Here is a 21,374-nt window from a genome sequence, read left to right as displayed (position 1 = left end):
GTCCGTCGGAGGTGGGCCGGCGGGCGCGGCTGACGGACACGGGCTTGCCACGGGCCCGGCGCGGCCCCACCTCACCCGGCAGGACCTCGGGAGGCCGGTCCGTCCGGACCGGCTCCCCCTCAGACCACCGCGCCCGACCCGTCCCGGCTCTTGGCGCGGACGGGCCGGGAACCCGGCTTCTCCGGGCGGCGCATCTGGAGGATCACCGCCAGCGGCATCGCCGTGAACACCGTGGACGCGATTCCGAAGATGACACCCGCCAGCAGCGCGATCGAGAAGTCGGTCAGCGAGTCCCCGCCGAGCACGGCGAGCGCGATCAGCACGAACAGCGCGCCCATGCCCGTGTTGACCGTGCGCGGCAGCGTCTGCGCGACCGCCTTGTCCGCGAGATCCGGCCAGGCCCCGCGCGGTGCCGCGCGGCGCAGCTCCCGCAGCCGGTCGAGAACCACGACCGTGTCGTTGACGGAGTAGCCGACGACGGTCAGCAGGGCCGCCAGGAACACGCTGTCCACCGGCTTCCCCAGCCAGGCGAACAGGCCGACCACCAGCAGCACGTCCTGCACCATGGCGGCGACCGCCGACGCCGCGAAGGTCCAGCGGAACCGGATCGTCAGATACGCGAGCTGCGCGGCCACCGCCACGGCCAGCGCGATCAGCGCCTGCGAACGCAGTTCGTTGCCGAGGCTCGGCCCGATCAGCTCGTCCCGTTCGACGGTCGCCTTCCCCGCGACCTCTCCCAGCGACGCACGGATCTTCTCCTGCTCCTCATTGGACAGGTCCCCGGTCCGTACGGTGATGTCGCTGTCGCCGGAGGTCTGGACGACGGCGCGCGGGAATCCGGCGTCCGCGACGGCCTGGCGCGCGGTGTCCGCGTCGATGGTCCGCTCGGTGGCGTACTGAACCGAACGGCCGCCTGTGAACTCGACCCCGAACTCCAGGCCGCGCACCCCGATTCCGGCGAGCGCGAACAGCAGCAGTCCGCCGCAGATCGCGAGCCAGCGCTTCCGGTTCTTCATCAGCCGGGGCGGACGGCTCTCCAGCCGTGTCCGCAGCCGCCCCTTGGTGGTGATGCCGGTCACCGCCGGACGCCGCCGCACATAGCTGCGCTTGACCGCCCAGTCGGCGAGGAGCCGGGTGATGACCATCGCCGAGATCAGCGACGCCAGTACACCGATGGCGAGGGTCACGCCGAAGCCCTTGACCGGCCCGATGGCGAAGACGAACAGCAGACCGGCGGCGAGCAGCGTCGTCACATGGGAGTCGGTGATCGCGCTCCACGCCTTGCTGAAGCCGATCTTCAGCGGGCGGCGCAGATCGGAGTTGCGCGCGCCGGGGCGTACGTACTCCTCCCGCGCCCGCTCGAAGACGAGCACGTTCGCGTCGACGGCGATGCCGATGGCGAGGACGAACCCCGCCAGCCCGGGGAGGGTCAGTGTCGCTCCGAGCGCGACGACGGCGGCGTACGAGATCAGTCCGTACAGCGCCAGCGCGATCGTGGCGAGCGCTCCCAGCAGCCGGTAGACGAAGATGATGAACAGTCCGGTGCAGACCAGGCCGATCACCGCGGCCGTCGCGCTCGCCCTGATCGCGTCCGCGCCGAGGGTCGGGCCCACGGTGCTCTGCTCGACGGCCGTCACCGGCACCGGAAGGGCTCCGCCCTTCACCAGCGCGGCCAGATCACGGGCCTCCGGCCCGCTGAACCCACCGGTGATCTGCGCCGAACCACCGGTGATGCCCGCTCCGCACTGTACGGAATCCTGCATGCCGGGCGCGGACACGATCTTGTCGTCGAGAACGATCGCCACCCGGCGGGCGGGATCACCGGGAGCGGCACAGGCCGCCTCGCCCGTGATCCGGGCCCAGTCCTTGCCCGCCGCACCGCGGAAGGAGAGATCGACGGTCCAGCCGCTTCCCGTCTGCCCGTCGAACACGGCTTCGGCGTCCTTGACGCCGTCCCCGGTCAGCGCGGTCGGGGCGAGCTGGAGGAAGCTCCCCGGCGCGTCGGGGTCCGGCAGCACCCGTGAACCGTCCGCGGCGGGCGCGGTCTGCGGTCCCGCGGTCGCCTGCCGTACGGGATGGAAGGTGAGCTGCGCGGTACGGCCGATGACCTCGGCCGCCTCGCGCGGGTCCTGCACACCGGGCAGCTCGACGACGATGCGCCGCTCCCCGGAGCGGGCGAGCGACGGCTCGGACACCCCGAGCGCGTCCACGCGCTGTCGCAGCACTTCCAGCGCCCGGTCCGTGGCGGCGGCGTCGGCCTTCACGGTGGGGGAGTCCTTGGTCTCCAGGACGATTCGGGTGCCGCCGCGCAGATCGAGCCCGAGGCGCGGCGCGGTGGTCAGGGCGACGAACAGGGATACACCGACGACGGCGAGCGCGGCCAGCGCTCGCCAGAACGTGGCACGGGAGGACGTGGCACGAGAAGACATGAGTACTCCACGGGCAGCACGCGGAACGCAGGGCGTCCGCGGGACAGGGAGGTCACGCGGGACGTGTGGGCACACCCTGTGAGGACACAGGGGACGCGCCGCCACACGGCACACGCGGGGGCAGAGTGCGCCGCTGCCGTCGAGGTCCCGTGGCATGCCGGAGACCGGGACGGCGGACGCCTGTGAACGTCAGCTGCTCCGGGTGGAGGGAGGTGCGCGGGTGCTGCGGGGGCTGTACGGATGGTGGGGCGGGGCACGCTCCTGCCGGGGCCCCACCGCCTCACCGCGCAGCAGCGGCCGCCGGTACACGAAGGCCGTCGTTCCCGCGGAAGCGGGCGGCGCGGCGGACGGGCGGCTGACAGTGTCGGCGGCCACCGTCTCCTGTACGGCGGCGGCCGGGGCACGCCGTGTCTCGGGGCGTACGGACGTGCCGCGCTGGAGACCCTCGGCACGGGCCGGGGAGGCCGGTGTCACATTCACCGGGCCGGTGGTCACGGAGCCGCCGGACGAGGGTGCCGCTCCCACGAGGACCACGAGGGTGACCCAGACGCCCAGCAGCAGGGCCGGGAGAGTGGTCGCGGCGAGGAGACGTACGCGCTGTCGCACCTGTCTCCTCCCTTGCCGCACTCTCGTCACCGATTTCCGCGCCGACCGCGCCGTCACAGCGTAGGCGACGGAAGGGCGGTCGGGGGCCACGGTCGCCGTTCGGGAACTGTGGAAAGACCGACGAGTGGGCGGACCGGAGTCTCGGAAAGGGGCGTCGGGCCAGGTGAGCGGGGTGTGGCGGCGGGCATGGTCCGCGACACGGGTTCGCGGGGGCGGGGCCATGAGAGGGCCAGTGATCCCCTACGGCGGCACCGTGATTCCTCTACGGCAGGGGACCACGTGCGGCAGGAGGATCCCGTGCGGCGGGGGGTCCCGTGCGGCAGGAGGATCACGTACGGCGGGGAAGCACCGGCCTTCGCCGGTCCGGCGGGAGCCGAGTCCGCCGGAGCCTCGTCAGATCAGGAGGCGGAGGCGTGTGTCGGCGATGCCGAGGCGGACCGTCTGTCCCCAGGTCAGCTCCAGCGCGTCGCTCTCGACGCCGTCCCCGAAGGCCACCAGCCGGTCCGACTCGACGGCGAGCCGCAGTTCCTCCCCCGGATCGAGCGTGCCCTCGACCAGCCGGGTGCCGGTGTCGGGGGAGGGCCACGCCTCCCGTACGAACCAGACGAGCCGGGGGTCGACCGGGCCGGGCAGTGCCAGGCCGCTCGACCGCTCCTGCCACAGCGACCGCAGCCATCCGGTCGCACCCGTCCCGGTCCCGACCAGAACCCCGGAGGACGCCTGCGCCTCCGAGTCGCCGCTGGCGGGCGTCAGCCGGTAGCGGGCGCTCTGGTGGCCCGCCCCGCCCAGATAGATCTCGTTGAGCGCGCGCAGCCGCTCGGTGTCGTCGGCGACGGCCTCCACCATGGTGAGTTCGTCGAACACGGGACCGCCGGCCACCGCGGCGGCCAGCAGCCGGGCCGTGTCCCGCGCCCGGTGGCGTACCAGCACGCCGAGGCCCCGGCCCGGTTCGGCGTCGATCCCCACCACCGGCTGCCCCGACAGATACTTCGCCGTGTTGGCCACCAGCCCGTCCGCGCCGACCACGACGACCACGTCCTCGGGACCGAAGAGGAAACGGTCCAGATCCGAGCGCTCCACCCGCGCCTGGCGCCAGTTCAGCGGTACGGCCGCCGCCGCCTCGGTCAGCGCGAGCCGAGCGCGCCGGTGGCGCTCCGCGACCTCGTCGACGCTCCGGCCTCGCGAGGAGAGGAAGAAGCCCGCCTGGCCGTGCGTACCGTGCCGGGCGAGCAACTCCTCGTACTCACTCGTCCGGTGCACGAGCACCGCCCGTGGCGCGAGACTCACGCCGGCTCACCCCGCGAACCGCCGAGCCGGGCGAGCAGCCCCGTCAGGACGTCCGGCGACACGGTGACGCTGTCGATACGCGGCAGATTCTCGGCGAGCCGGGATCCGGTCAGCGCGTGGAGCGTCGCCGGCTCCACCTCGCCGTGCACCCGCAGCCAGGCGGCCTGGGCCTCGGCCCGAGCCTCGCCGACCTCGCGGGCGGCCTCCGCCTCCGCCCTGGCGAGCCGCACCGTCCGCGCGGCCTCCGCCTCGGCCCGTACACCGTCGGCCGCCGCCTGCTCCTCCGCCTCACGGCGGGCGTTGGTGCCGTGCTGCTCGACGAGCTGTTCCTCCTGACGGGCCAGTTCGATCCTGTTGGCCAGCTCGTTCTCGGCGATCGCGCGCTCCCGCTCCACGGCCACCGCCCGCCGCTCGTAGGTCGCCCGGTCCGCCTCCTGCTGGATCTGCTCGCGCGCCGGGGTGCGCAGCGCCCGCTCGACCTCCGGCTCGGGGCGGATCGCGACCACCCGCACGGCCACCACGGCGATTCCGGTGGCGCCCAGCCGGGGCTCGGCCGCGAGTCCGCCGTCGATCCGCTCGCGTACGGCCGCGACACCGTCCACGAGGGCGGCGGCCAGCGGCGTACGGGCCAGCACGTCGAGCGCGTGCTGCTGGGCGGTCTCCGCGAGCAGGGTGGAGATCTGCTTCAGGGGCGCGCCGCGCCAGACGCCGGTGTTGGGATCGATGGAGAAGTCGAGCCGCGCCGCGGCCACGGCGGGGTCGCCGATCCGGTAGGTCACGGTCGCCTGCACGGTCACGTCCTGGAAATCGGACGTACGGGCGTGGAACGCCATGGACTCCTCCCGGTCGTCGACCGGGACCTCGCACACGGCGGCGGTCAGCGCACGGAACCAGAAGCTCAGGCCCGGTCCGTCGTGGGCGAGTCGGCCGCGCTGATGGTGGCGTATGTGCGCGGTGGGGGCTGAACGGAGATGGCGCCAGCCGAAGCGCCTGATGATGTCGGCCATGCCGGACCTCTTTTCTTTCCTCTCTTTCCTCGACGGTAGAGAGATCCCCGCTTATCGTCAAGGTGACGAAATTGGGGATCGGTGATCGGTGGGCGACCCCGGTCGTGTTCCGGTCTCCTTACGCGCACCGATAGGCGAACCGGGTGAAGGCCCGGTGCGACGACGGTGAGACGATCTCCAGCTCCGCGCTCGCCTCGGACCGGCCGGATCCCCGGAACGTCCACAACAGATGCAGCCGCGCCTGCTTCTGACCATGAGTCAGTTCTTCGCGCAGTCGGCCCGACGTGGTGCCGTCGCTGCGCAGCCAGCGGTAGACGAGGGTGCCGGCCCGCCCGTTGGTGTCCACCACACCCACGATGTCGGCCGTGCTGTCGCACCCGAGCGCCCCGGAGGTGGTGCTGACGGCGACCTTCTCCACGGCGATGCCGGGACCGTGACGCTGCCAGAGCAGAAAGGCGGTCACGAAGACCAGGACGACGGCGGCCAGGGTGTACCGGCGCAGTCCGCGGCGGCGCGGGGGCCGCGGGGACGCGTCGGGGTGTCCGGCCAGGGTGCCGTGCCAGATCTCGGCGGTGGTGTGACGGGGCGTACGGCCGCCTCCGGCGAGCGCGGTCACACCCGGACCGAACCGCAGGACCTCTCCCTCCACCCGGTCGGGGACCACCGCCGCGCGCCCGCCGCCCGGCGCATGCGCGGTGTCGCCCGCCGCACGCGCCCGGTTCCCGGAAGGGTGCCGCCGCTCCGGCCGGTCGAACCAGTGACTGCCGAGAGCGGTCGCGCTGTACCCGCCTTCCCCGGTTTCCGGTCCGAACGCCGGTCCCGCTTCCGGGCCGACCCGTGGGCCGACGAGCGGTCCGGTCTCGGGAGCCGCGTCCGGGACGGCGTCGGACAGGCGCGCGGTGGTGTCCTCCGGCGTTCGGCCGTAGTCGTGATCGTGCGGGACGCGTGGATCGTTCACAGGATCACGCAGCTGTCGATCTGCTGTGTGGAACCGCCGTTCTCGGCTGCCGGATCCGTGGTGGCCCGCACGGTCCACCAGCAGGCGTCTCCGGGGAAGGTGTGCGAGACGGGGAAGGAGTACTGTGTCGCGCCGCTGTGCCGGTAGGTGTACGTGCCGGACGGTATGTCCGGACCGTCCTTCTCGCGGCTCCTGGACCAGGACACCACGATGGTGACCGGTCTCGTCCCGTCCGTGGTCACGCTGACGGTCGCCGTCGCTGTTGCTGTTGCCGTCGCTACCGCTGCCGCTGTCGCCGTCCCTTCGCTCACCGTGGGCGTCGAGACGTACACGGAGCGCACCTTGGTCGCGGGCGGCGCAGGCGGCGGGGGAGGCTTGGGCGGCGCGGGCGGTTTCGGCCTGGGCGGAGGCGGGGACGTCGTCGGATCGGTCGTCCGCGGGGACGAGGGAGTGCCGGGGGAGGACGGTGTGGGCGTGATGGTGCCGTCGTCGCCGTCCGACGCGCTCTCGGACGGCGACGACGACTTCGAGGAGGAAGCCGACGGGGTCGCCGGATCGGTGGACCGCCGCGGGAGCGGAGCACCCGGGTCCGCGCTCGTGGTGGCGAGACTCTGGGCGCTCGTCCGCACGGGGCCGCCCTGCTCCACGGCGGCGCCGACGGCGACCGCCCCGGCGACGATCAGCGCGGCCAGAGCCGTCAGCACCCCCTTGAGCCCCGGCTTCCAGACATCGCTCCAGCCTCCGCCGATCGTCGTGGTCGCCACATCGGCCGTTCCGGCGGCCCCGGCCCCCGCCGAAGGGAACAGCAGCGGCAGCAGAGCCGCCAGGGCGGCGAGCCTGCGCTGCCCGCGCTCCTCCCACTCCGGTCCGTACGCGGTTCCGGCGGCCTCCTCCAGCTCGGCCACGAACACCGCAGCGTTCGCCGGACGGTCCTCCGGGGACTTCGCCAGTCCACGCCGGATCAGCGGACGCACCGGTTCCGGTGCGTCGTGGTCAGGTACCGGAGCGTCGATGTGCTGGAGCGCCAGTTCGGCGAAGTTCTCCCCGTCGTACGGTTTGCGCCCGGTCAGACACTCGTAGAACGTCGCCGTCGCCGCGTACACGTCGGCGGCGGGCGAGGCGGGCTCCCCGTTCCACTGCTCCGGCGCCATGTACGCCGGGGTGCCGGCCACCCCCGGTGTGGTGCCGCGGCCCGCGGCGATGCCGAAGTCGACGAGTTTGGACGAACCGTCCGCCGCGACCAGCACGTTCTCCGGCTTGTAGTCGCGGTGCACCACACCCGCCCGGTGCGCGGCGGCCAGCCCGAGCAGGGAGCCCTTGAGGACCACCAGCGCCGCCTCGGGACCGGTGGCACCCTCCCGCCGGAGCAGTGCGCGCAGCGCGACCCCGTCGACCAGCTCCATCACGATGGCCGCGCCGTCCGGCGCCTCGACGTACTCGTACAGACGCACCACATGCGGCGAGTCGAGTCCGCCGAGCAGACGGGCCTCGGCCCGGAACTCCTGTACGAAAGCGGCGTCCGACCGCATTCTCCCGCTGAGGTACTTGATCGCCACCGGGACGCCGGTCGCGTCATGGACGGCCAGCACGACCCGTCCACTCGCTCCCGAACCCAGCTCCCGCGACTCCGTGTAACCGGGCACCGCCCATGTGTTCATGCCGCCCCCCCTGGCGTCCCCCGCCCGTGCGCGTTCCGGCCGCACGGCACCCCACCGGCTCTCCTCAGCGCAGACACGAATCACCGCTCCGCGGTTCCCCGAGCGGGCGACGTGCCGCTGCGCCGCGCCCGCGGCCGGACTCGGCGGTCCGGCACGGCGGCCGTGGAGGACGCGGCGGCGAAAGCCGGGCGCAGAGGACTCTCCGATGCGCCGGGGATGCGTCCGGCCGCGTCCCGAGGCACGGTGGAGGCATGCCCGCACACCCGCTGGTCATCGTCCACCCGCCGTCGCCCGGCGGCGGGCGCAGGGTGACCATCAACGGCCGGATCGCCGGTCTCGCCCACGGGCGGGGCGAACTGGCCGAGCTCCTCCGCAAGGGCCTCGGCACCCGCGACGAGGTGATCGACCTCGTCGACCTGGATCTGATCGAGTGGCGCGGCGGCGGCGTGGACGACTGGCCCCGTCCCTGAACCGCGGTGCCCCGGACCCGGCCTGGTCCCAGAGGCGGGCGGCCGGAATCGGGCGGAGCGCGTCCGGCGGGTTCCCGGCGGACGCGCTCCGGTGCGTTCAGACCGGCGGAATCCGGGAGAAGCGCCCGGCGACATGCAGATCCGCCTCGATGCCCGCCGCCGCCGCGCGCAGTTCGGGCAGCACCTCCGTCAGAGACTGCTCCGGCGTGCGTCTGCTGCTGTGCATGGCGACATTGACCGCGGCGACCGTGTGCCCGGCGAGATCGCGCACGGGTACGGCGAGCGAGCGCAGCCCCTCCTCCAACTCCTCGTCGACCAGGGCGTAGTCCTCCCGCGCCACTCGGTCGAGGATCGCTTCGAGCTCCGGCCGGGTGGTGACGGACTTCGGGGTCAGCGCGCGCGGTTCGGTACGGGCCAGTCGGTCCGCACGCGGCCCGGCCGGGAGCCCGGCCAGCAGGACGCGGCCCATGGACGTCGCGTATGCCGGGAAACGGGTTCCGATCCGGATGTCGACGCTCATGATGCGGCCGGTGGCCATCCGCGCCGTGTACTGGATGTCGTCGCCTTCGAGGACCGCCATGGACGCCGAATCGTGCACCCGCCGGACGAGAGCGGCCAGATGCGGCGAGGCGATCTCGGCGAGCGTGGTGCGTGACAGCGGCGGACAGCCGAGCCCCAGCACCCTGGGCGTGAGACGGAAGGACCGGCCCCGGGCGGCGACGTAGCCGAGATGTTCCAGGGTGATCAGGGCACGGCGGGCGGTGGCGCGGGCGAGGCCGGTCGCCTCCGCGACGGCCGAGAGGGTGAGTTCCGCGTGCCCGTCGCCGAAGACGGTGATCACGGTCAGCCCTCGGGCCAGGGACTCGACGAACTCGGCGCCCAGCTCCTGCTTCGACGCGCCGGTCCAGTCCGCGCGTCCCCGTACGGGCTCCGGTCCGGCCGGCCGGCCGGGTTCGCGCAGCCGTCGCTCCATCGCGCCCACCGCCTCCCGCGCCCGTGGCAGCAGGGACTCCGGCAGTGAGCCGGCGCTGTGCCGGCTGGTGTGGCTGGCCACGCTCACCGCGCAGACCACCTGGCCGTCCGGGCCGCGCACCGGCAGCGCGACGGCGACGAGCCCGGGTTCGATCAGCTGATCGTCCACGGCCCAGCCCCGCTCGGCGGCCCCGGCCGCGAGTTCCTCGAACGAAGGGCCGTCGGCGTGCGTCGGTGACGACGACGCCCGGCCGGGAGACGACGCCCGGCCGGCGGGGTCGGTGTCCCGCCGCGCCCGCCACCGGGCCCACTCCGCCGCACTCCACCGGGCGGCGAACACCATTCCCTGTGCGGTGCGTTCGGCGGGCAGCAGATCGCCGACACGGAAGGCCACCGACATGGAGCGCCGCCGGGTGGTCTGGTGGACGAAACGGATGCCGTCGCCGTCCGGCACGGCCAGCGATACCGACTCGTCCAGATCGTCCGCGAGGCGCTCCGCGAGCGGGCCCAGCAGGCTCGGCAGCCGGATGGCGGCCAGATAGGCGTTGCCCAGCTCCATCAGTCGGGGGGCGAGGACGGCGGTGTGGCCGTCCAGCCGCAGATAGCCCATCCGCGCGAGGGTGGCGGCGATCCGGTCGACGGTGGAGCGGGCGAGGCCGGTGGCGCGTACGAGATCGCTGACCGCCGCGCGTCCGTCCGCCTCCGTGACGGCGCGGAGCACCGACACACCGCGCGTCAGCGGCCCCACGGCCTCGGCGGGCGCGGCCGCGAGGGCCGACGCCGGAACCGGGCTCGTATCCCGGTCCGGGCTTCGGCCCTGTGCCGTCCCCGTCCCCGTTCCCGGTTCCGTTCCCGGCCTCGGCCCTGGTTCCGGTTCCGGAGAGGTGCCCGTTCGGGGTTCCCGGTTCCGGTGTGGGTCGTCGGACGCTGTCGGGACGGCCATCGGCCCCTCCGTACGGATCATGCCGCGCTGTTCCTCGCTGACGTTGACATCGGGTGCCGGATAAACGCACACTCGCCGCAGACAGAAATGAACTGTAGTTCATCTGGCGAACAGAAGGAACCTTTTCATGGATAAAGTCAGTCGCAGTGCCGCCGAGGCGGTCGCGGACATCGGGGACGGCGCCTCGCTCGCCGTCGGCGGGTTCGGGCTGAGCGGCGTGCCGAGCACCCTGATCGAGGCGCTCTTCGCCCGCGGCACCGGCGGGTTCCATGTGGTCTCCAACAACTGCGGAGTGGACGGCGCGGGGCTCGGCACCCTGCTGGCGGCGGGCCGTATCGCCCGCGTCACCGGCTCGTACATCGGAGAGAACAAGGAGTTCGCTCGCCAGTACCTCGCCGGTGAACTCGAGGTCGAACTCGTCCCCCAGGGCACCCTGGCCGAACGACTGCGCGCGGGCGGCTGCGGCATCCCCGCCTTCTTCACCCCGGCCGGCGTCGGCACCCAGGTCGCCGACGGCGGACTGCCCCGCCGCTACGGCGAGCAGCCGCTGCTCAGCCCCGCCAAGGAGATCCGCGCTTTCGGCGGACTCGACCACGTCCTGGAACACGCCATCACCACGGACTTCGCGCTCGTACGGGCGGCGAAGGGCGACCGCCTCGGCAACCTCGTCTTCAACAAGGCGTCCCGGAACTTCAACCCGCTCGCCGCGATGGCGGGCCGGATCACCGTCGCCGAGGTCGAGGAACTCGTCGAGCCCGGCGAACTCGACCCGGACACTGTGCATCTGCCCGGCGTGTTCGTCCAGCGCGTCGTTCTCCTCACCCCCGCCCAGGCCGCCGACAAGCCCATCGAGAAGCGGACGGTACGGGCCGCGGACGACGCGGCGCGAGCCGGGAACAGTGCGACGCGAGCCGGTGACAGTGCGGCCGGGAACAGTGCGACGCAAGCCGAGAACAGGACGGTACGAGTCTGATGCCCTGGACACGCGACGAGATGGCGGCCCGCGCCGCCGCCGAACTCACCGACGGTTCCTATGTGAACCTCGGCATCGGGCTGCCCACGCTGGTGCCCGGCTTCCTCCCCGACGGCGTGGACGTGGTGCTCCACTCGGAGAACGGCATCCTCGGCGTCGGCCCCTACCCCGCCGACGCCGACGTCGACCCCGATCTCATCAACGCGGGCAAGGAGACCGTCACCGTACGGCCCGGAGCCGCCTACTTCGACTCCTCGCTCTCCTTCGGCATGATCCGCGGAGGGCACATCGACACGGCGGTCCTAGGTGCCATGCAGGTCTCGGCCACCGGCGATCTCGCCAACTGGTCCGTCCCCGGCAGACTCGTCAAGGGCATGGGAGGGGCCATGGACCTCGTCCACGGAGTCCGCCGGGTGATCGTCCTGACCACCCACAACGCCAAGGACGGCTCCCCGAAGATCCTCCAGGAGTGCACCCTCCCGCTCACCGGTCGGGCCTGCGTGCACCGCGTCATCACCGACCTCGCCGTCCTCGACATCACCGACGGCCGACTGGTCCTGGTCGAGACCGCGCCCGGCGTCACCCCGGACGAGGTACGGGCCAGAACGGCCGCACCCGTCGTCGTCCCCGTTCCCGTACCGCAAGGAGCCTGACATGACCGACCGTCTGCGCGACGTGTATGTCGTCGACGCCGTCCGCACGCCCATTGGCAAGTACGGCGGGGCGCTGTCCGGCGTACGGCCCGACGATCTCGCCGCCGGAGTGCTGAGCGCGCTCATGACGCGTACGCCGGAGCTCGACCCGGCCCGTGTCGACGACGTCTTCTTCGGCAACGCCAACGGAGCGGGGGAGGAGAACCGCGATGTGGCGCGCATGGCCGTGCTGCTCGCCGGACTCCCCGTCACCGTCCCCGGCACCACCGTCAACCGGCTCTGCGGCTCCGGAATGGAGGCGGTCGTCCAGGCGGCCCGGGCCATCGCCGTCGGCGACGCCTCGATCGCGGTCGCGGGCGGCGTCGAGTCCATGAGCCGCGCGCCCTGGGTCGTTCCCAAGCCCGGACGCGGCTTCCCCGCCGGGCACCAGCAGATGTACTCCACCACGCTCGGCTGGCGGATGGTCAACCCCCGTATGCCCGAGGAGTGGACCGTCGCACTCGGCGAAGGCGCCGAACTCGTCGCCGACCGGTACGGCATCGGCCGCGAGGCGCAGGACGCGTTCGCCCTCGACAGCCATCACAAGGCGGCCCGCGCCTGGGAGGCCGGACTGTACGACGCCGAAGTCGTCCCGGTCGACGGCGTGGACCTGGCACGCGACGAGTGCATCCGAGACAACACCTCGATCGAGGCCCTCGCCAAGTTGAAGCCCGTCTTCCGCGAGGGCGGAACCGTCACGGCGGGCAACTCCTCACCGCTCAACGACGGCGCGGCCGCACTGCTGCTCACCGACGAGGACGGCCTGCGCGCCACCGGGCGCGAACCACTGGCCCGCATCGGCGCGACCGCCGTGACCGGCATCGAACCGCAGTACTTCGGCGCGGGTCCCGTCGAAGCCGTCCGTCGCGCGCTCAAGAAGGCCGGGCGGGACGTCGGCGATCTGCTGACCTTCGAACTCAACGAGGCGTTCGCCGCCCAGGCCCTCGCCTGTGCCGGTCAGTGGCCCGGACTCGACCCGGCCGTCGTCAACCCGCGCGGCGGGGCGATCTCCCTCGGCCATCCGCTCGGCGCGTCGGGCGCGCGGATCACCGGAGCCGTCGCCCACCAGCTCGCCGCGGCGGGCTCCGGAACCGGAATCGCCGCGCTCTGCATCGGCGTCGGCCAGGGACTCGCCCTCGTACTGGAGAAGTGACCCCAAGACCGTCGCCCGGGGACCGGAACCCACCCGGCGCCGGGGCAGAGCGGAAACAGCCACCGCGCACGAAGCCGCCTGGGACGCCGCCCGGGAAGCCGCGCCCAAGGCTCTCGCGCACTTTGGCATCCCGCCGCCGCGCCCCGGACCGTGGCTTCGTCCCCGGTCCCCGGTCCCCGGGCGCGGGCTTCAGGGCCGACGACATACCGCGTGAACACAACGCCCCTCTCGGACGTCCGGCGCTCCGACGCCGGCCTCACCGACCGTGCTCTCATGCGCGGCCCTCACCAGGATCAGCGATGACTCTCCACCACCGTGCCGAAGGCCCCCTCGACGGGCCACCGCTCTACCTCGGCCCTTCCCTGGGCACCTCACTCGCCGTCTGGGAGCCGCAGGCGGCCGCGCTCGCCCGTCGCCACCGGGTCGTCCGCTGGGACCTCCCCGGCCACGGCGGCTCGGCCGGGCGGCCGCACCCCACGACTCTCGACGGTCTCGGTGAGCTGGTGCTCGAACTCGCCGACTCCCTGGGCCACGACACCTTCGCGTACGCGGGGATCTCCCTCGGCGGCGCGATCGGCACGTGGCTGGCGGCACACCGCCCCGACCGGATCACCTCGCTCGCCCTCCTCTGCACATCGGCCCGCTTCGGAGAGCCGGGCCCCTGGCTGGAACGGGCCGAACTGGTACGGAGGAAGGGCCCCGGCCCACTGGCCGAAACCGCGCCCGCCCGCTGGTTCACCCCCGCCTTCGCGGCCTCCGGCGACCCGGCGGCGGACCGACTGCGCGCCGATCAGGCGGCCGTCGACCCCGAGGCGTACGCGGCCTGCTGCGAAGCACTCGCCGCCACCGATCTCCGTCCCGACCTGGCCCGTGTCACCGCGCCCACGCTCGTCGTCGCCGGCCGCGACGACAAGGCCACCCCGCCGCCCCACGCACGCGCACTGGCCGACGGCATCCGCGACGCACACCTCGTCGAACTGCCCCGAGCCGCCCACCTCGCCAACGTCGAGCGGCCGAAGGCCGTGTTCGACGAGCTGACGGCCCACTTCGGCACCGGGCGGTAGAACGCGGTACGGCGGTACGGGGCGGTACGGGGCGGTACGCGGCGAGGTACTCGGCGGCGCGCGGAAGCGCGGTCCACCGCGGGGTCCCCCGCCGCCGACTCCGCCTTCGCCGTCGCGGACGAGGAGCGCCGACCCGAGTGGTGACCGGGGCGGCGATCCGAGCGGAGAACGAGGCCCCGGCGGCTTCCCATTCGGCCGCCCCGCCCAGTCGGCGCGGCAGAACCGTCCGGCGGATATCTCACCGCATACCGTCGAAATCGCGGAGAACCACACCGGATTGCCCGCCCTCGATTCGCCTGCCTTCCCAACGGCATTGCCGCTCCCGTCGTCTTCCCGCTAGGATCACCGATGTGACTGCCGGGTCGGCCTTGGGCCATCAGCGAGTTGGGTTCCCGGCCTCGGAGTGAGTCCGGGGCGGGCGAGAGCCCCGCCATTCCTCTTTTCTCCACACCTTTTCCGCGCGCCGTGCGCGCGGTGGTCCCATGCCTGCGCTGACGCGTGTGCCGCACGCTGGTGCTTCCGCATGCTCCGGACCCCGCCTCGCCATGCTCCGAACTCGCCGTTCCCGAATCCGGGTCCACCGGAGTCCGCGGAGTCCGTGATCTCCGAATCCCCGATTCGCCGGGTCTTCGAGTTTCGCCTGCGCGGCATTCTCCGGGGCGAATTCCCTGTACCGGGATCCGCGCACACCTCGATCACCCCTGCCGTGGATTCCCCATGCCCTGAATCTCTCCGCACTGAATCTCCACCCGCTGAATCTCCGCGTCCCGGATCTCCGCGGCGGAGACCGACATGCCCGAATACAGCCCTCATACCACCGAACCCCTGGAAGAAGGCAGCGAATGCCCGACGCTTTCCAGCAGCAGATCATCGATGAGTTCCGCGCCAACAGCGGTGAAGTCGGCGGCCCCTTCGAAGGAGCCCGGCTGCTCCTGCTGACCACCACCGGAGCACGATCCGGCACCCGGCACACCACCCCCCTCGGCTACCTTCCCGACGGCGGAGACCGAGTCCTCGTCATCGCCTCGGGGGGCGGCGCGCCCCGGCACCCCGCCTGGTACCACAACCTTCTCGCCAACCCCCGCGTCACCGTCGAGAGCGGCGTCTTCACCTACGACGCGCAAGCCGAGGTCCTGACGGGGAAGGAGCGCGACAGCGCGTTCGCCCGCGCGGTCGAGGCCGATCCCGGCTGGGCCGACTACCAGGCGAAGACCACCCGCGTCATCCCCGTCGTCGCCCTCACCGCGATCGCGGAAGGCCCGCCGAACATCGCCGGAGCGACCGGATTCGGCGAGGTCCTCACCAAGGTCCACGGCGGACTGCGGCGGGAAGTGGCCCTGATCCGCAAGGAGATCGCCGCATCGGGTCCCGGCCTGGGAGTCCAGCTCCGGTTGAACTGTCTGACCCTCTGTCAGGGGTTGCGCAACCACCACACCGGCGAGGACGCGGCCATGTTCCCCATGATCGGGAGCCGTTTCCCCGAACTCGCCCCGGTCCTGGAACGGCTGGATCAGGAGCACCGGAAGATCGCCGCCCTCCTCGGCGAACTCCAGCGGATCGTCACCGCCGAAGACGCCGACCCGCTGGAGGTACTGCCCGAGGTGGACCGGCTCGCCGATCAACTGGAGGCCCATCTGACGTACGAGGAGGAGCAGTTGATTCCGCTGTTCGACCGGTAGCCCGTACCCGGCCGGGCATGGGCCCCACCCGGCCGGGCAGGGGCCCACGCCCGGCCGAAGCCGCGGATGCCCCCGGCCGGTGCGGAGCGGGGGCATCCGACGGGTGTGCCGACCGGCGTACGCCGTCAGTCCTCCCGGTCCAGGATCCGGCTGCCCGAGACGACCAGGGCGAAGTCCTGCCGGGGCGCGCCCATGGGCTCGCCGGGCCGGGCGTGCTGAGTGACCGAGACACCCCGGACCCGGATCTCGTGGACGCCCTGCTCCGGGACGGGAACCGCCACCTGCTGAACATTGTTGACGGCCGTGGGGAAGGGCTGCGTGTCCCCGTCCAGCAGTCGCCCGTCCGGGGTCAGCACCTGGAGGTACAGCTCGTTGACCAGCTTCCCGTTGCCTTCCTGCGACGGCGCGTCGGTCCAGACGAGCGTCACCCTCAGCTCCTCGCCGGGCTCGTCGGCCGCGTGCCCGGCGGCCTCGACGCGGAATCGCCGGGTCTGGCCGCTGCCCACCGCGTCGTCCCAGGCGTCCGCGAACAGCGCCCGGCGCCGCCCGTCCACCCCGACGGAACGGGCCGCGTCGACCCGCCCGAAGCCGCTCACACTGTTGGGCCCGGCCGGGACCTCTCCCGCGTACTGACCCCGCATCGGCACCGCGCCGTTCACCAGGAACGCCTTGAGCAGCGCCGACGACGGGCGGTGCGCCCGCTCCCGTACCAGGTACTCGCGGACCAGCGCCGCCGCTCCCGCCACGAGCGGGGTCGCCATGCTCGTGCCGCCCGCCCAGCAGTAGGCGGCCCCGAGCGGATGACCGGCCGGGAGTCTGCCCCACAGAGGGTTCGCCGTGTCAGGCAGCCGCTGCGAGAGCAGGGACAGCACATTCGTACCGGGAGCCACCACGTCCGGCTTGATCCGCCCGTCGTCGGTCGGCCCCCGCGAGGAGAACGCGGCCATCCCGTCCACATTGTCCGAAACATGACCAGACTCGGAGAGCGTGGGCCGGGTCAGAGCCCAGTGCTGGTCCTTCCCCGGCGTGGGGATCGAACCGCCGGGACGGTCGTTCTCGCCGGCGCCGACGGTGAGACAGTTCTTCGCCGTACCGGGCGCACCCACGGAATCGGGGTCGATCAGCCCGTCGCCGTCGAGGTCGTCCCCGCTGTTGCCGGCCGAGAACAGGATCAGCATGTCCCGGTTCCGCCACATGAACGCGTCCACGGCCCGCGCGGTCCCCGTGTACACCCCGGCGGCGGGGGAGCCCCATGAGTTGGTGTGGATACGGGCCCCGGCCCGGTACGCCTGCTCGAACAGGGGCTCCAGATCGGTGGGCAGACCGTACAGCCCGACCTCGGACGGCGGCCAGACGCCTCCGAGCGGCGGCAGGCCCGCGGCCGCGATCTCCTCCGCGGTGCGCCACTTCACCCGCTGGCTGATGGACTGGAAGTAGACATGGGCCTCCGGTGCCACACCGGCCGGAACCGTCGACTCCTTCGCGGCGAGCGCCGTACTGCCGTCGCCGAGCACCGAGCCCGTGACATGAGTGCCGTGGCCCGAGTGGGCGTCGGCGGGACCGTCGTCGTGACCCGGCGGATCGGCCGCGTACGGAGCCAAGGACAGCTTCGTCGGCCAGCTGACCATGCCCGCGACCCGGCCGCGTACATCAAGGTGGACGGTCTCGGGATCGCCGGTGTCGAGACCCGAGTCGGCGATGGCGACGATCTGGTCCCTGCCGGTGAGCTGAAGCCCCGCCACCGAGTTGTCCTTCTCCACCCCCAGGACCGTCCGCGCCTGGTCGTTGTGGAGTTCGGGCAGGGCGTACGGCAGAACCGCCTGCACGGCGGGAAGCCGGGCGAGATCGGCCGGACGGGCGCTCGCGACGACGTTCCTGGCGGTGGTGGACAGCACGGTCCCGCCCTCCGCGCGGACCGCCGCGGCCAGTTCCTGCACACTCTCCCCGGGGAACACCGACACCTCGACGAGCTGCTCCGCCGCCTCCGTCGCGCCCGAAAGCTCCTCGGCCCCGAGACTTGCCGCGGGCTGTGCGTACACCTTCGGCGACACCTTCATCGCCGCCCGGTACGGAGTCACCGCCTCCACCCACGGCAGCGCGGCCAGAGCCGCCACCCGCTCCGGCAGCACACCGATCAGCAGGGTGAAGTCGGTCAGACTGTCATGGACGGCGACGCCGCCCGCGCGCAGCTCCCGCAGCCACTGCGGCGCGGGCGGTCCGGCCAGCCGCAGCAGGTAGTAGGCGGTCCGGCCGGCCGGCGGCTCCACCGCACTCAGCTCCTGAGCGCTCATCGCGTCCTCGAAGACGAAGCTGTTGCCGGCCGCGAGGACCGGCTGCCGCTCCTCGAGCGCGGTCACCTCGGCGTCCAGCCGCCGTACCGCCGCTTCCTGGTCATCGGTCGCGCGAACGAGCATCGAATCCGGGTAGCGCGCGAGAACCTCCACCCCCGTCGCGCGGACGGCGGCCTCGTCCGCGTCCGTCCGCACGGTCACGATCAGCCTGGTCGCCATGGGCGAACTCCCCTCCTGTGGAACCTGGTTCGCGGTCCGTCACCGCCCGGGGCCGGCCGCTCCCCACGGCATGCGGCCCGGTGCGTCGGGTAGGAGTGCCCGTGGAACGGCGGGACGACCGGCGTCGGCGATATCCCCCATCGCGAACCTCCCCCCGAGGCGGCCGGATCCCCTGTGAGCCAACCGGCCGCCGATGACGGTGATATGGCGGTGCCCCCTGCGGGGGACGACCGCCCTGCCCTCCATCATCGGGGAAACGACCGTGATCGGACACGTCGTTCGGAGCATTGCTCCGCGGTGTGTCGCGGGACGGACGGGAGGATCCGGTCAGCGCGGCAGATCGACCTCCGCCCACACCTGCTTTCCCCCGGCGAACGGCAGGGACCCGAACCCCGTCGACAGCGCCTCGACGATGAGCAGCCCACGGCCTCCGGTGGCGTCCAGATCCTGGGCCCTCGGCCGCACCGGGGAGCGGGGCGACGAGTCGTTGACGGCGATCCGCAAACGGTTCTGAGTCAGCGTCAGATCGAGTCGTACCTGCCCCTGCGTGTGGGCGATGGCATTGGTGACCAGTTCCGAGACGATGAGCAGTGCGACGTCCATGCCGTTCGCCGCGTCCCAGGAACGCAGCGTACGGGCGGTGAACCGGCGGGCGTGCACGATGGCGTCGGGCAGCCGCCACACCGTCCAGCGGGCCCGGACCGGCCGCGCGTCCATCCCGTCGTACCGCAGGAGCAGCACCGCCACATCGTCGTCCCGGCGGTCCACATGGCCGAGGAGTTCGTCGGCGGTCTTCCCGGTGTCGGAGGGGTCGGCCGAGCCGAGGAGTGTGCGCAGGCGGCGCATCCCCTCGTCCAGCGGCAGGCTCGCCGACTCGACCAGGCCGTCCGTCAGCAGAGCGAGAAGCGTGCCGGGAACCAGCCCCGCCTCAGTCATCGGAAAGTAGGCGTCCGCCACCACGCCCAGCGGAGGACCGCCCTGCACCACGAGTTCCTCGGTGGCTCCGTCGGGGTGCCGCAGCAACGGCGGCAGATGCCCCGCCCGGACGAAGAGGGCCACACCCTCCTCCATGTCCAGATCGACATAGCAGCACGTGGCGAAGAGATCGGTCTCCATACCGATGAGCAGACGGTTCGTCAGACCGACCACGACGTCGGGCGGATGGCCCTCCACCGCGTACGCCCTGATCGCCGTCCGCATCTGCCCCATGATGGTGGCCGCCTCCGCGCTGTGCCCCTGCACATCCCCGATGACCAGGGCCACATGGCTGTCCGGCAGCGGGATCACGTCGTACCAGTCGCCGCCCACCTCAAGGCCCACCGTCGCGGGCAGATAGCGGGCCACGGCCTTCCCGCCCGGCAGCACCGGCAGCTTCCGGGGCAGCAGACTGCGCTGAAGGGTCCTCGCCAGCTCATGCCGGGCGTCGAGGGCGTGGGCGCGCATCAACGCCTGCCCGACGAGGCTGGCCGTCGCGGTGAGCAGAGACCGCTCCTCCGGGCCGAACCGGTGCTCCTCGTCCCAGCCCACCAGGCAGACGCCGACCTTCCTGCCGTCGGCCTGGAGCGGCAGCACGGCGAGGCCGCCCGGTCCGATGTCCGTCAGACCGGGTTCGAGGGCCGCACCCGGCAGCCAGACCGTGACCGTGCCGTCGCGCAGGGTCTTCTTGAGCGTCGGCAGGGCGTTGCTGGAGACGTCGGGCCATTCGGAGCGCCATTCGGAACGCCACATCTCGGGCCAGGAGCCGGGATCGGGAGGGTCGAGAACGGTGACGACCAGCCGTTCGGCCTCCACTTCCGCGACCGCGACCCGGCTGGCGTTCAGCGGGGCGCGTAACGCCTCCACCACCACCTCGCTGACATCGCGCACGGTCGTCGCCCCGGCCAGCTGGGCGGAGAGCCGCTGCACCCGCGAGACCTCGTCGGCGCTGGGGCGCAGATAGGACGCGTCGGCGACCACGCCCAGCATGCGCTCGGGTGTGCCGTCGGCGGCCATCAGCATCCGGCAGCGCAGGCCCAGCCAGCGCAACTCGCCGTTGCGGCACCGGACCCGGAACGCCAGCTGATGGTCCGGCGACGGCCACAGGCCCGGTTCCACGATGGACATCAGCGCGGGCACGTCGTCCGGTACGGCGCAGGCGACCAGTGTCGCCGCCCGCCCGTCGAAGTCCTCCGGCGCGAGCCCGAGCAGATCGAGGACCTGGGTGTCCGCCACCATGTCACCCGTGTTCAGCAGCAGGGTGAACGCCCCGCTGCGGAGCGGGACCAGACCGGGGCTCCGGACCCGGCGGCGCGGTTCCGGCCGCCGTACGACGCTCGACTCGAACGCCTCGACGCCCGCGGCCACTTGATCCGCGTACAGCTCCAGAAGATGCCGTCTGTCCGTGTCGAAGCCGTCGGCGTCCGGTCCCAGGAGCACGAGCGCGCCCCGCCTGCTGGCGTGCCCGCCCAGCGGGAGCGCCCCCATCGAAGTCCCCGGCGGCCAGGACTTCACCAGGTCCCGGAGATCGGGCTCCGGCGACGGACGTGCGTCGTCCACCGCGTACGCCATGAGGTCGTCCGGGCCGAGCCAGACCGGGCTGCCGGTGCGGAACACCTCGGCGACGGGGGAGCGGCCGGCGAGAGGGATGAGGGACGGCATGGCGTACGGGCCATCGGAACCGTCGACCGCCTCCGCGAGGTCAAGGCCGTCCCCGGCGTCGCCGAGCAGATACAGCGCCGCCGAATCGGCCCCGCAGAAAGCAAAGTTGTGGCTGGTCAAGGCCCGTCCGCCTCCCAAGGAGCATGACCGCGCAGCGTCTTGACGGCGTGGGAGCGGCCGGGCGTGGCCGAACGGTCCCGTAGCCGTGGTCGCCTACTCTATGCGGCGCTGTCGTCCGGGGGAGAGGGGGACGGGGTGAAGAGCGCTGCGGGACGTCACCCAGTGCCCGAGCTACCGGAGGCTCATCGCCGAGCGGGTCGGCTCCCAAGGGACGGC

At 72.6% G+C, this 21,374-nt stretch carries 15 protein-coding genes; 6 read left to right on the top strand and 9 right to left on the bottom strand.

The genetic code is table 11. The annotated features are described in order from the left end of the window. Positions 1-119: 119 nt before the first annotated feature. From secD to ACWEFL_RS30000, 6 genes are all read right to left on the bottom strand, one after another. Positions 120-2,429 carry a protein translocase subunit SecD gene (secD, locus tag ACWEFL_RS30025; protein ID WP_451718465.1) on the bottom strand — a complete coding sequence of 770 codons (2,310 nt, stop codon included), beginning with the start codon at positions 2,427-2,429 and terminating at the stop codon, positions 120-122. Between the two features lie 189 nt (positions 2,430-2,618). Continuing rightward, positions 2,619-3,035, bottom strand: a complete 417-nt coding sequence (locus ACWEFL_RS30020; RefSeq protein WP_451718462.1) for a hypothetical protein — start codon at positions 3,033-3,035, stop codon at positions 2,619-2,621. Positions 3,036-3,428: 393 nt separating this feature from the next. Continuing rightward, complete coding sequence (locus tag ACWEFL_RS30015; RefSeq protein ID WP_451718460.1) at positions 3,429-4,322, bottom strand: hypothetical protein; 894 nt, start codon at positions 4,320-4,322, stop codon at positions 3,429-3,431. Beyond that, positions 4,319-5,329: an SPFH domain-containing protein gene (locus ACWEFL_RS30010; protein WP_451718458.1), complete on the bottom strand. Its 1,011-nt coding sequence runs from the start codon at positions 5,327-5,329 to the stop codon at positions 4,319-4,321. The genes ACWEFL_RS30015 and ACWEFL_RS30010 overlap by 4 nt, the downstream gene beginning before the upstream one ends. Before the next feature lie 118 nt (positions 5,330-5,447). Beyond that, the gene (locus ACWEFL_RS30005; protein WP_451718455.1) at positions 5,448-6,287 is read right to left on the bottom strand and encodes a hypothetical protein; all 840 of its coding nucleotides are present in this window, start codon (positions 6,285-6,287) and stop codon (positions 5,448-5,450) included. Then, positions 6,284-7,945, bottom strand: a complete 1,662-nt coding sequence (locus ACWEFL_RS30000) for a serine/threonine-protein kinase (RefSeq protein WP_451718453.1) — start codon at positions 7,943-7,945, stop codon at positions 6,284-6,286. Before ACWEFL_RS30000 ends, ACWEFL_RS30005 begins: the two co-directional genes overlap by 4 nt. Before the next feature lie 251 nt (positions 7,946-8,196). On the opposite strand from ACWEFL_RS30000, the gene ACWEFL_RS29995 reads away from it, so the two are divergent. Then, positions 8,197-8,415 (top strand): hypothetical protein, encoded by a 219-nt coding sequence (locus ACWEFL_RS29995; RefSeq protein ID WP_451718450.1) that lies wholly within the window; start codon positions 8,197-8,199, stop codon positions 8,413-8,415. A 97-nt stretch (positions 8,416-8,512) separates the two neighbouring features. Here ACWEFL_RS29995 and ACWEFL_RS29990 read toward each other — a convergent pair whose 3' ends face one another. Next, positions 8,513-10,330 (bottom strand): IclR family transcriptional regulator domain-containing protein, encoded by a 1,818-nt coding sequence (locus ACWEFL_RS29990; protein WP_451718474.1) that lies wholly within the window; start codon positions 10,328-10,330, stop codon positions 8,513-8,515. Positions 10,331-10,457: 127 nt separating this feature from the next. Between ACWEFL_RS29990 and ACWEFL_RS29985 the strand changes: the two genes are divergently transcribed. From ACWEFL_RS29985 to ACWEFL_RS29965, 5 genes are all read left to right on the top strand, one after another. Continuing rightward, positions 10,458-11,303 (top strand): CoA transferase subunit A, encoded by an 846-nt coding sequence (locus tag ACWEFL_RS29985; protein WP_451718447.1) that lies wholly within the window; start codon positions 10,458-10,460, stop codon positions 11,301-11,303. After that, positions 11,303-11,956, top strand: coding sequence for a CoA transferase subunit B (locus ACWEFL_RS29980; protein WP_451718444.1), 654 nt, complete (start codon positions 11,303-11,305; stop codon positions 11,954-11,956). The genes ACWEFL_RS29985 and ACWEFL_RS29980 overlap by 1 nt, the downstream gene beginning before the upstream one ends. Position 11,957: 1 nt before the next feature. Next, a complete protein-coding gene (locus ACWEFL_RS29975; protein WP_451718442.1) occupies positions 11,958-13,148 on the top strand; it encodes a thiolase family protein in 1,191 nt (396 codons plus the stop codon). Between the two features lie 299 nt (positions 13,149-13,447). Beyond that, entirely contained in the window at positions 13,448-14,212 is a 765-nt protein-coding gene (pcaD, locus tag ACWEFL_RS29970; RefSeq protein WP_451718439.1) for a 3-oxoadipate enol-lactonase, read from the top strand. A gap of 842 nt (positions 14,213-15,054) precedes the next feature. Next, complete coding sequence (locus ACWEFL_RS29965; RefSeq protein ID WP_451718436.1) at positions 15,055-15,891, top strand: nitroreductase/quinone reductase family protein; 837 nt, start codon at positions 15,055-15,057, stop codon at positions 15,889-15,891. A gap of 125 nt (positions 15,892-16,016) precedes the next feature. On the opposite strand, the gene ACWEFL_RS29960 is transcribed toward ACWEFL_RS29965, so the two are convergent. Continuing rightward, positions 16,017-18,401 (bottom strand): S8 family serine peptidase, encoded by a 2,385-nt coding sequence (locus ACWEFL_RS29960; RefSeq protein ID WP_451718434.1) that lies wholly within the window; start codon positions 18,399-18,401, stop codon positions 16,017-16,019. 327 nt (positions 18,402-18,728) lie between these two features. Further along, positions 18,729-21,158 (bottom strand): SpoIIE family protein phosphatase, encoded by a 2,430-nt coding sequence (locus tag ACWEFL_RS29955; RefSeq protein WP_451718431.1) that lies wholly within the window; start codon positions 21,156-21,158, stop codon positions 18,729-18,731. Positions 21,159-21,374 lie beyond the last annotated feature (216 nt).

The organism is Streptomyces sp. NPDC004838 (assembly GCF_053600955.1).
Note: the sequence above shows the minus strand (reverse complement) of the source record. Positions and strands in the feature narration are given on the sequence as shown.

Excerpts from the sequence above, each read along its gene's own strand:
- pcaD (WP_451718439.1), top strand. The coding sequence starts at position 13,448 with ATGACTCTCCACCACCGTGCCGAAGGCCCCCTCGACGGGCCACCGCTC.
- ACWEFL_RS29995 (WP_451718450.1), top strand. The coding sequence starts at position 8,197 with ATGCCCGCACACCCGCTGGTCATCGTCCACCCGCCGTCGCCCGGCGGC.
- ACWEFL_RS29975 (WP_451718442.1), top strand. The coding sequence starts at position 11,958 with ATGACCGACCGTCTGCGCGACGTGTATGTCGTCGACGCCGTCCGCACG.
- ACWEFL_RS29965 (WP_451718436.1), top strand. The coding sequence starts at position 15,055 with ATGCCCGACGCTTTCCAGCAGCAGATCATCGATGAGTTCCGCGCCAAC.
- secD (WP_451718465.1), bottom strand. The coding sequence starts at position 2,429 with ATGTCTTCTCGTGCCACGTCCTCCCGTGCCACGTTCTGGCGAGCGCTG.
- ACWEFL_RS29960 (WP_451718434.1), bottom strand. The coding sequence starts at position 18,401 with ATGGCGACCAGGCTGATCGTGACCGTGCGGACGGACGCGGACGAGGCC.
- ACWEFL_RS29980 (WP_451718444.1), top strand. The coding sequence starts at position 11,303 with ATGCCCTGGACACGCGACGAGATGGCGGCCCGCGCCGCCGCCGAACTC.
- ACWEFL_RS30010 (WP_451718458.1), bottom strand. The coding sequence starts at position 5,329 with ATGGCCGACATCATCAGGCGCTTCGGCTGGCGCCATCTCCGTTCAGCC.
- ACWEFL_RS29990 (WP_451718474.1), bottom strand. The coding sequence starts at position 10,330 with ATGGCCGTCCCGACAGCGTCCGACGACCCACACCGGAACCGGGAACCC.
- ACWEFL_RS29985 (WP_451718447.1), top strand. The coding sequence starts at position 10,458 with ATGGATAAAGTCAGTCGCAGTGCCGCCGAGGCGGTCGCGGACATCGGG.
- ACWEFL_RS30000 (WP_451718453.1), bottom strand. The coding sequence starts at position 7,945 with ATGAACACATGGGCGGTGCCCGGTTACACGGAGTCGCGGGAGCTGGGT.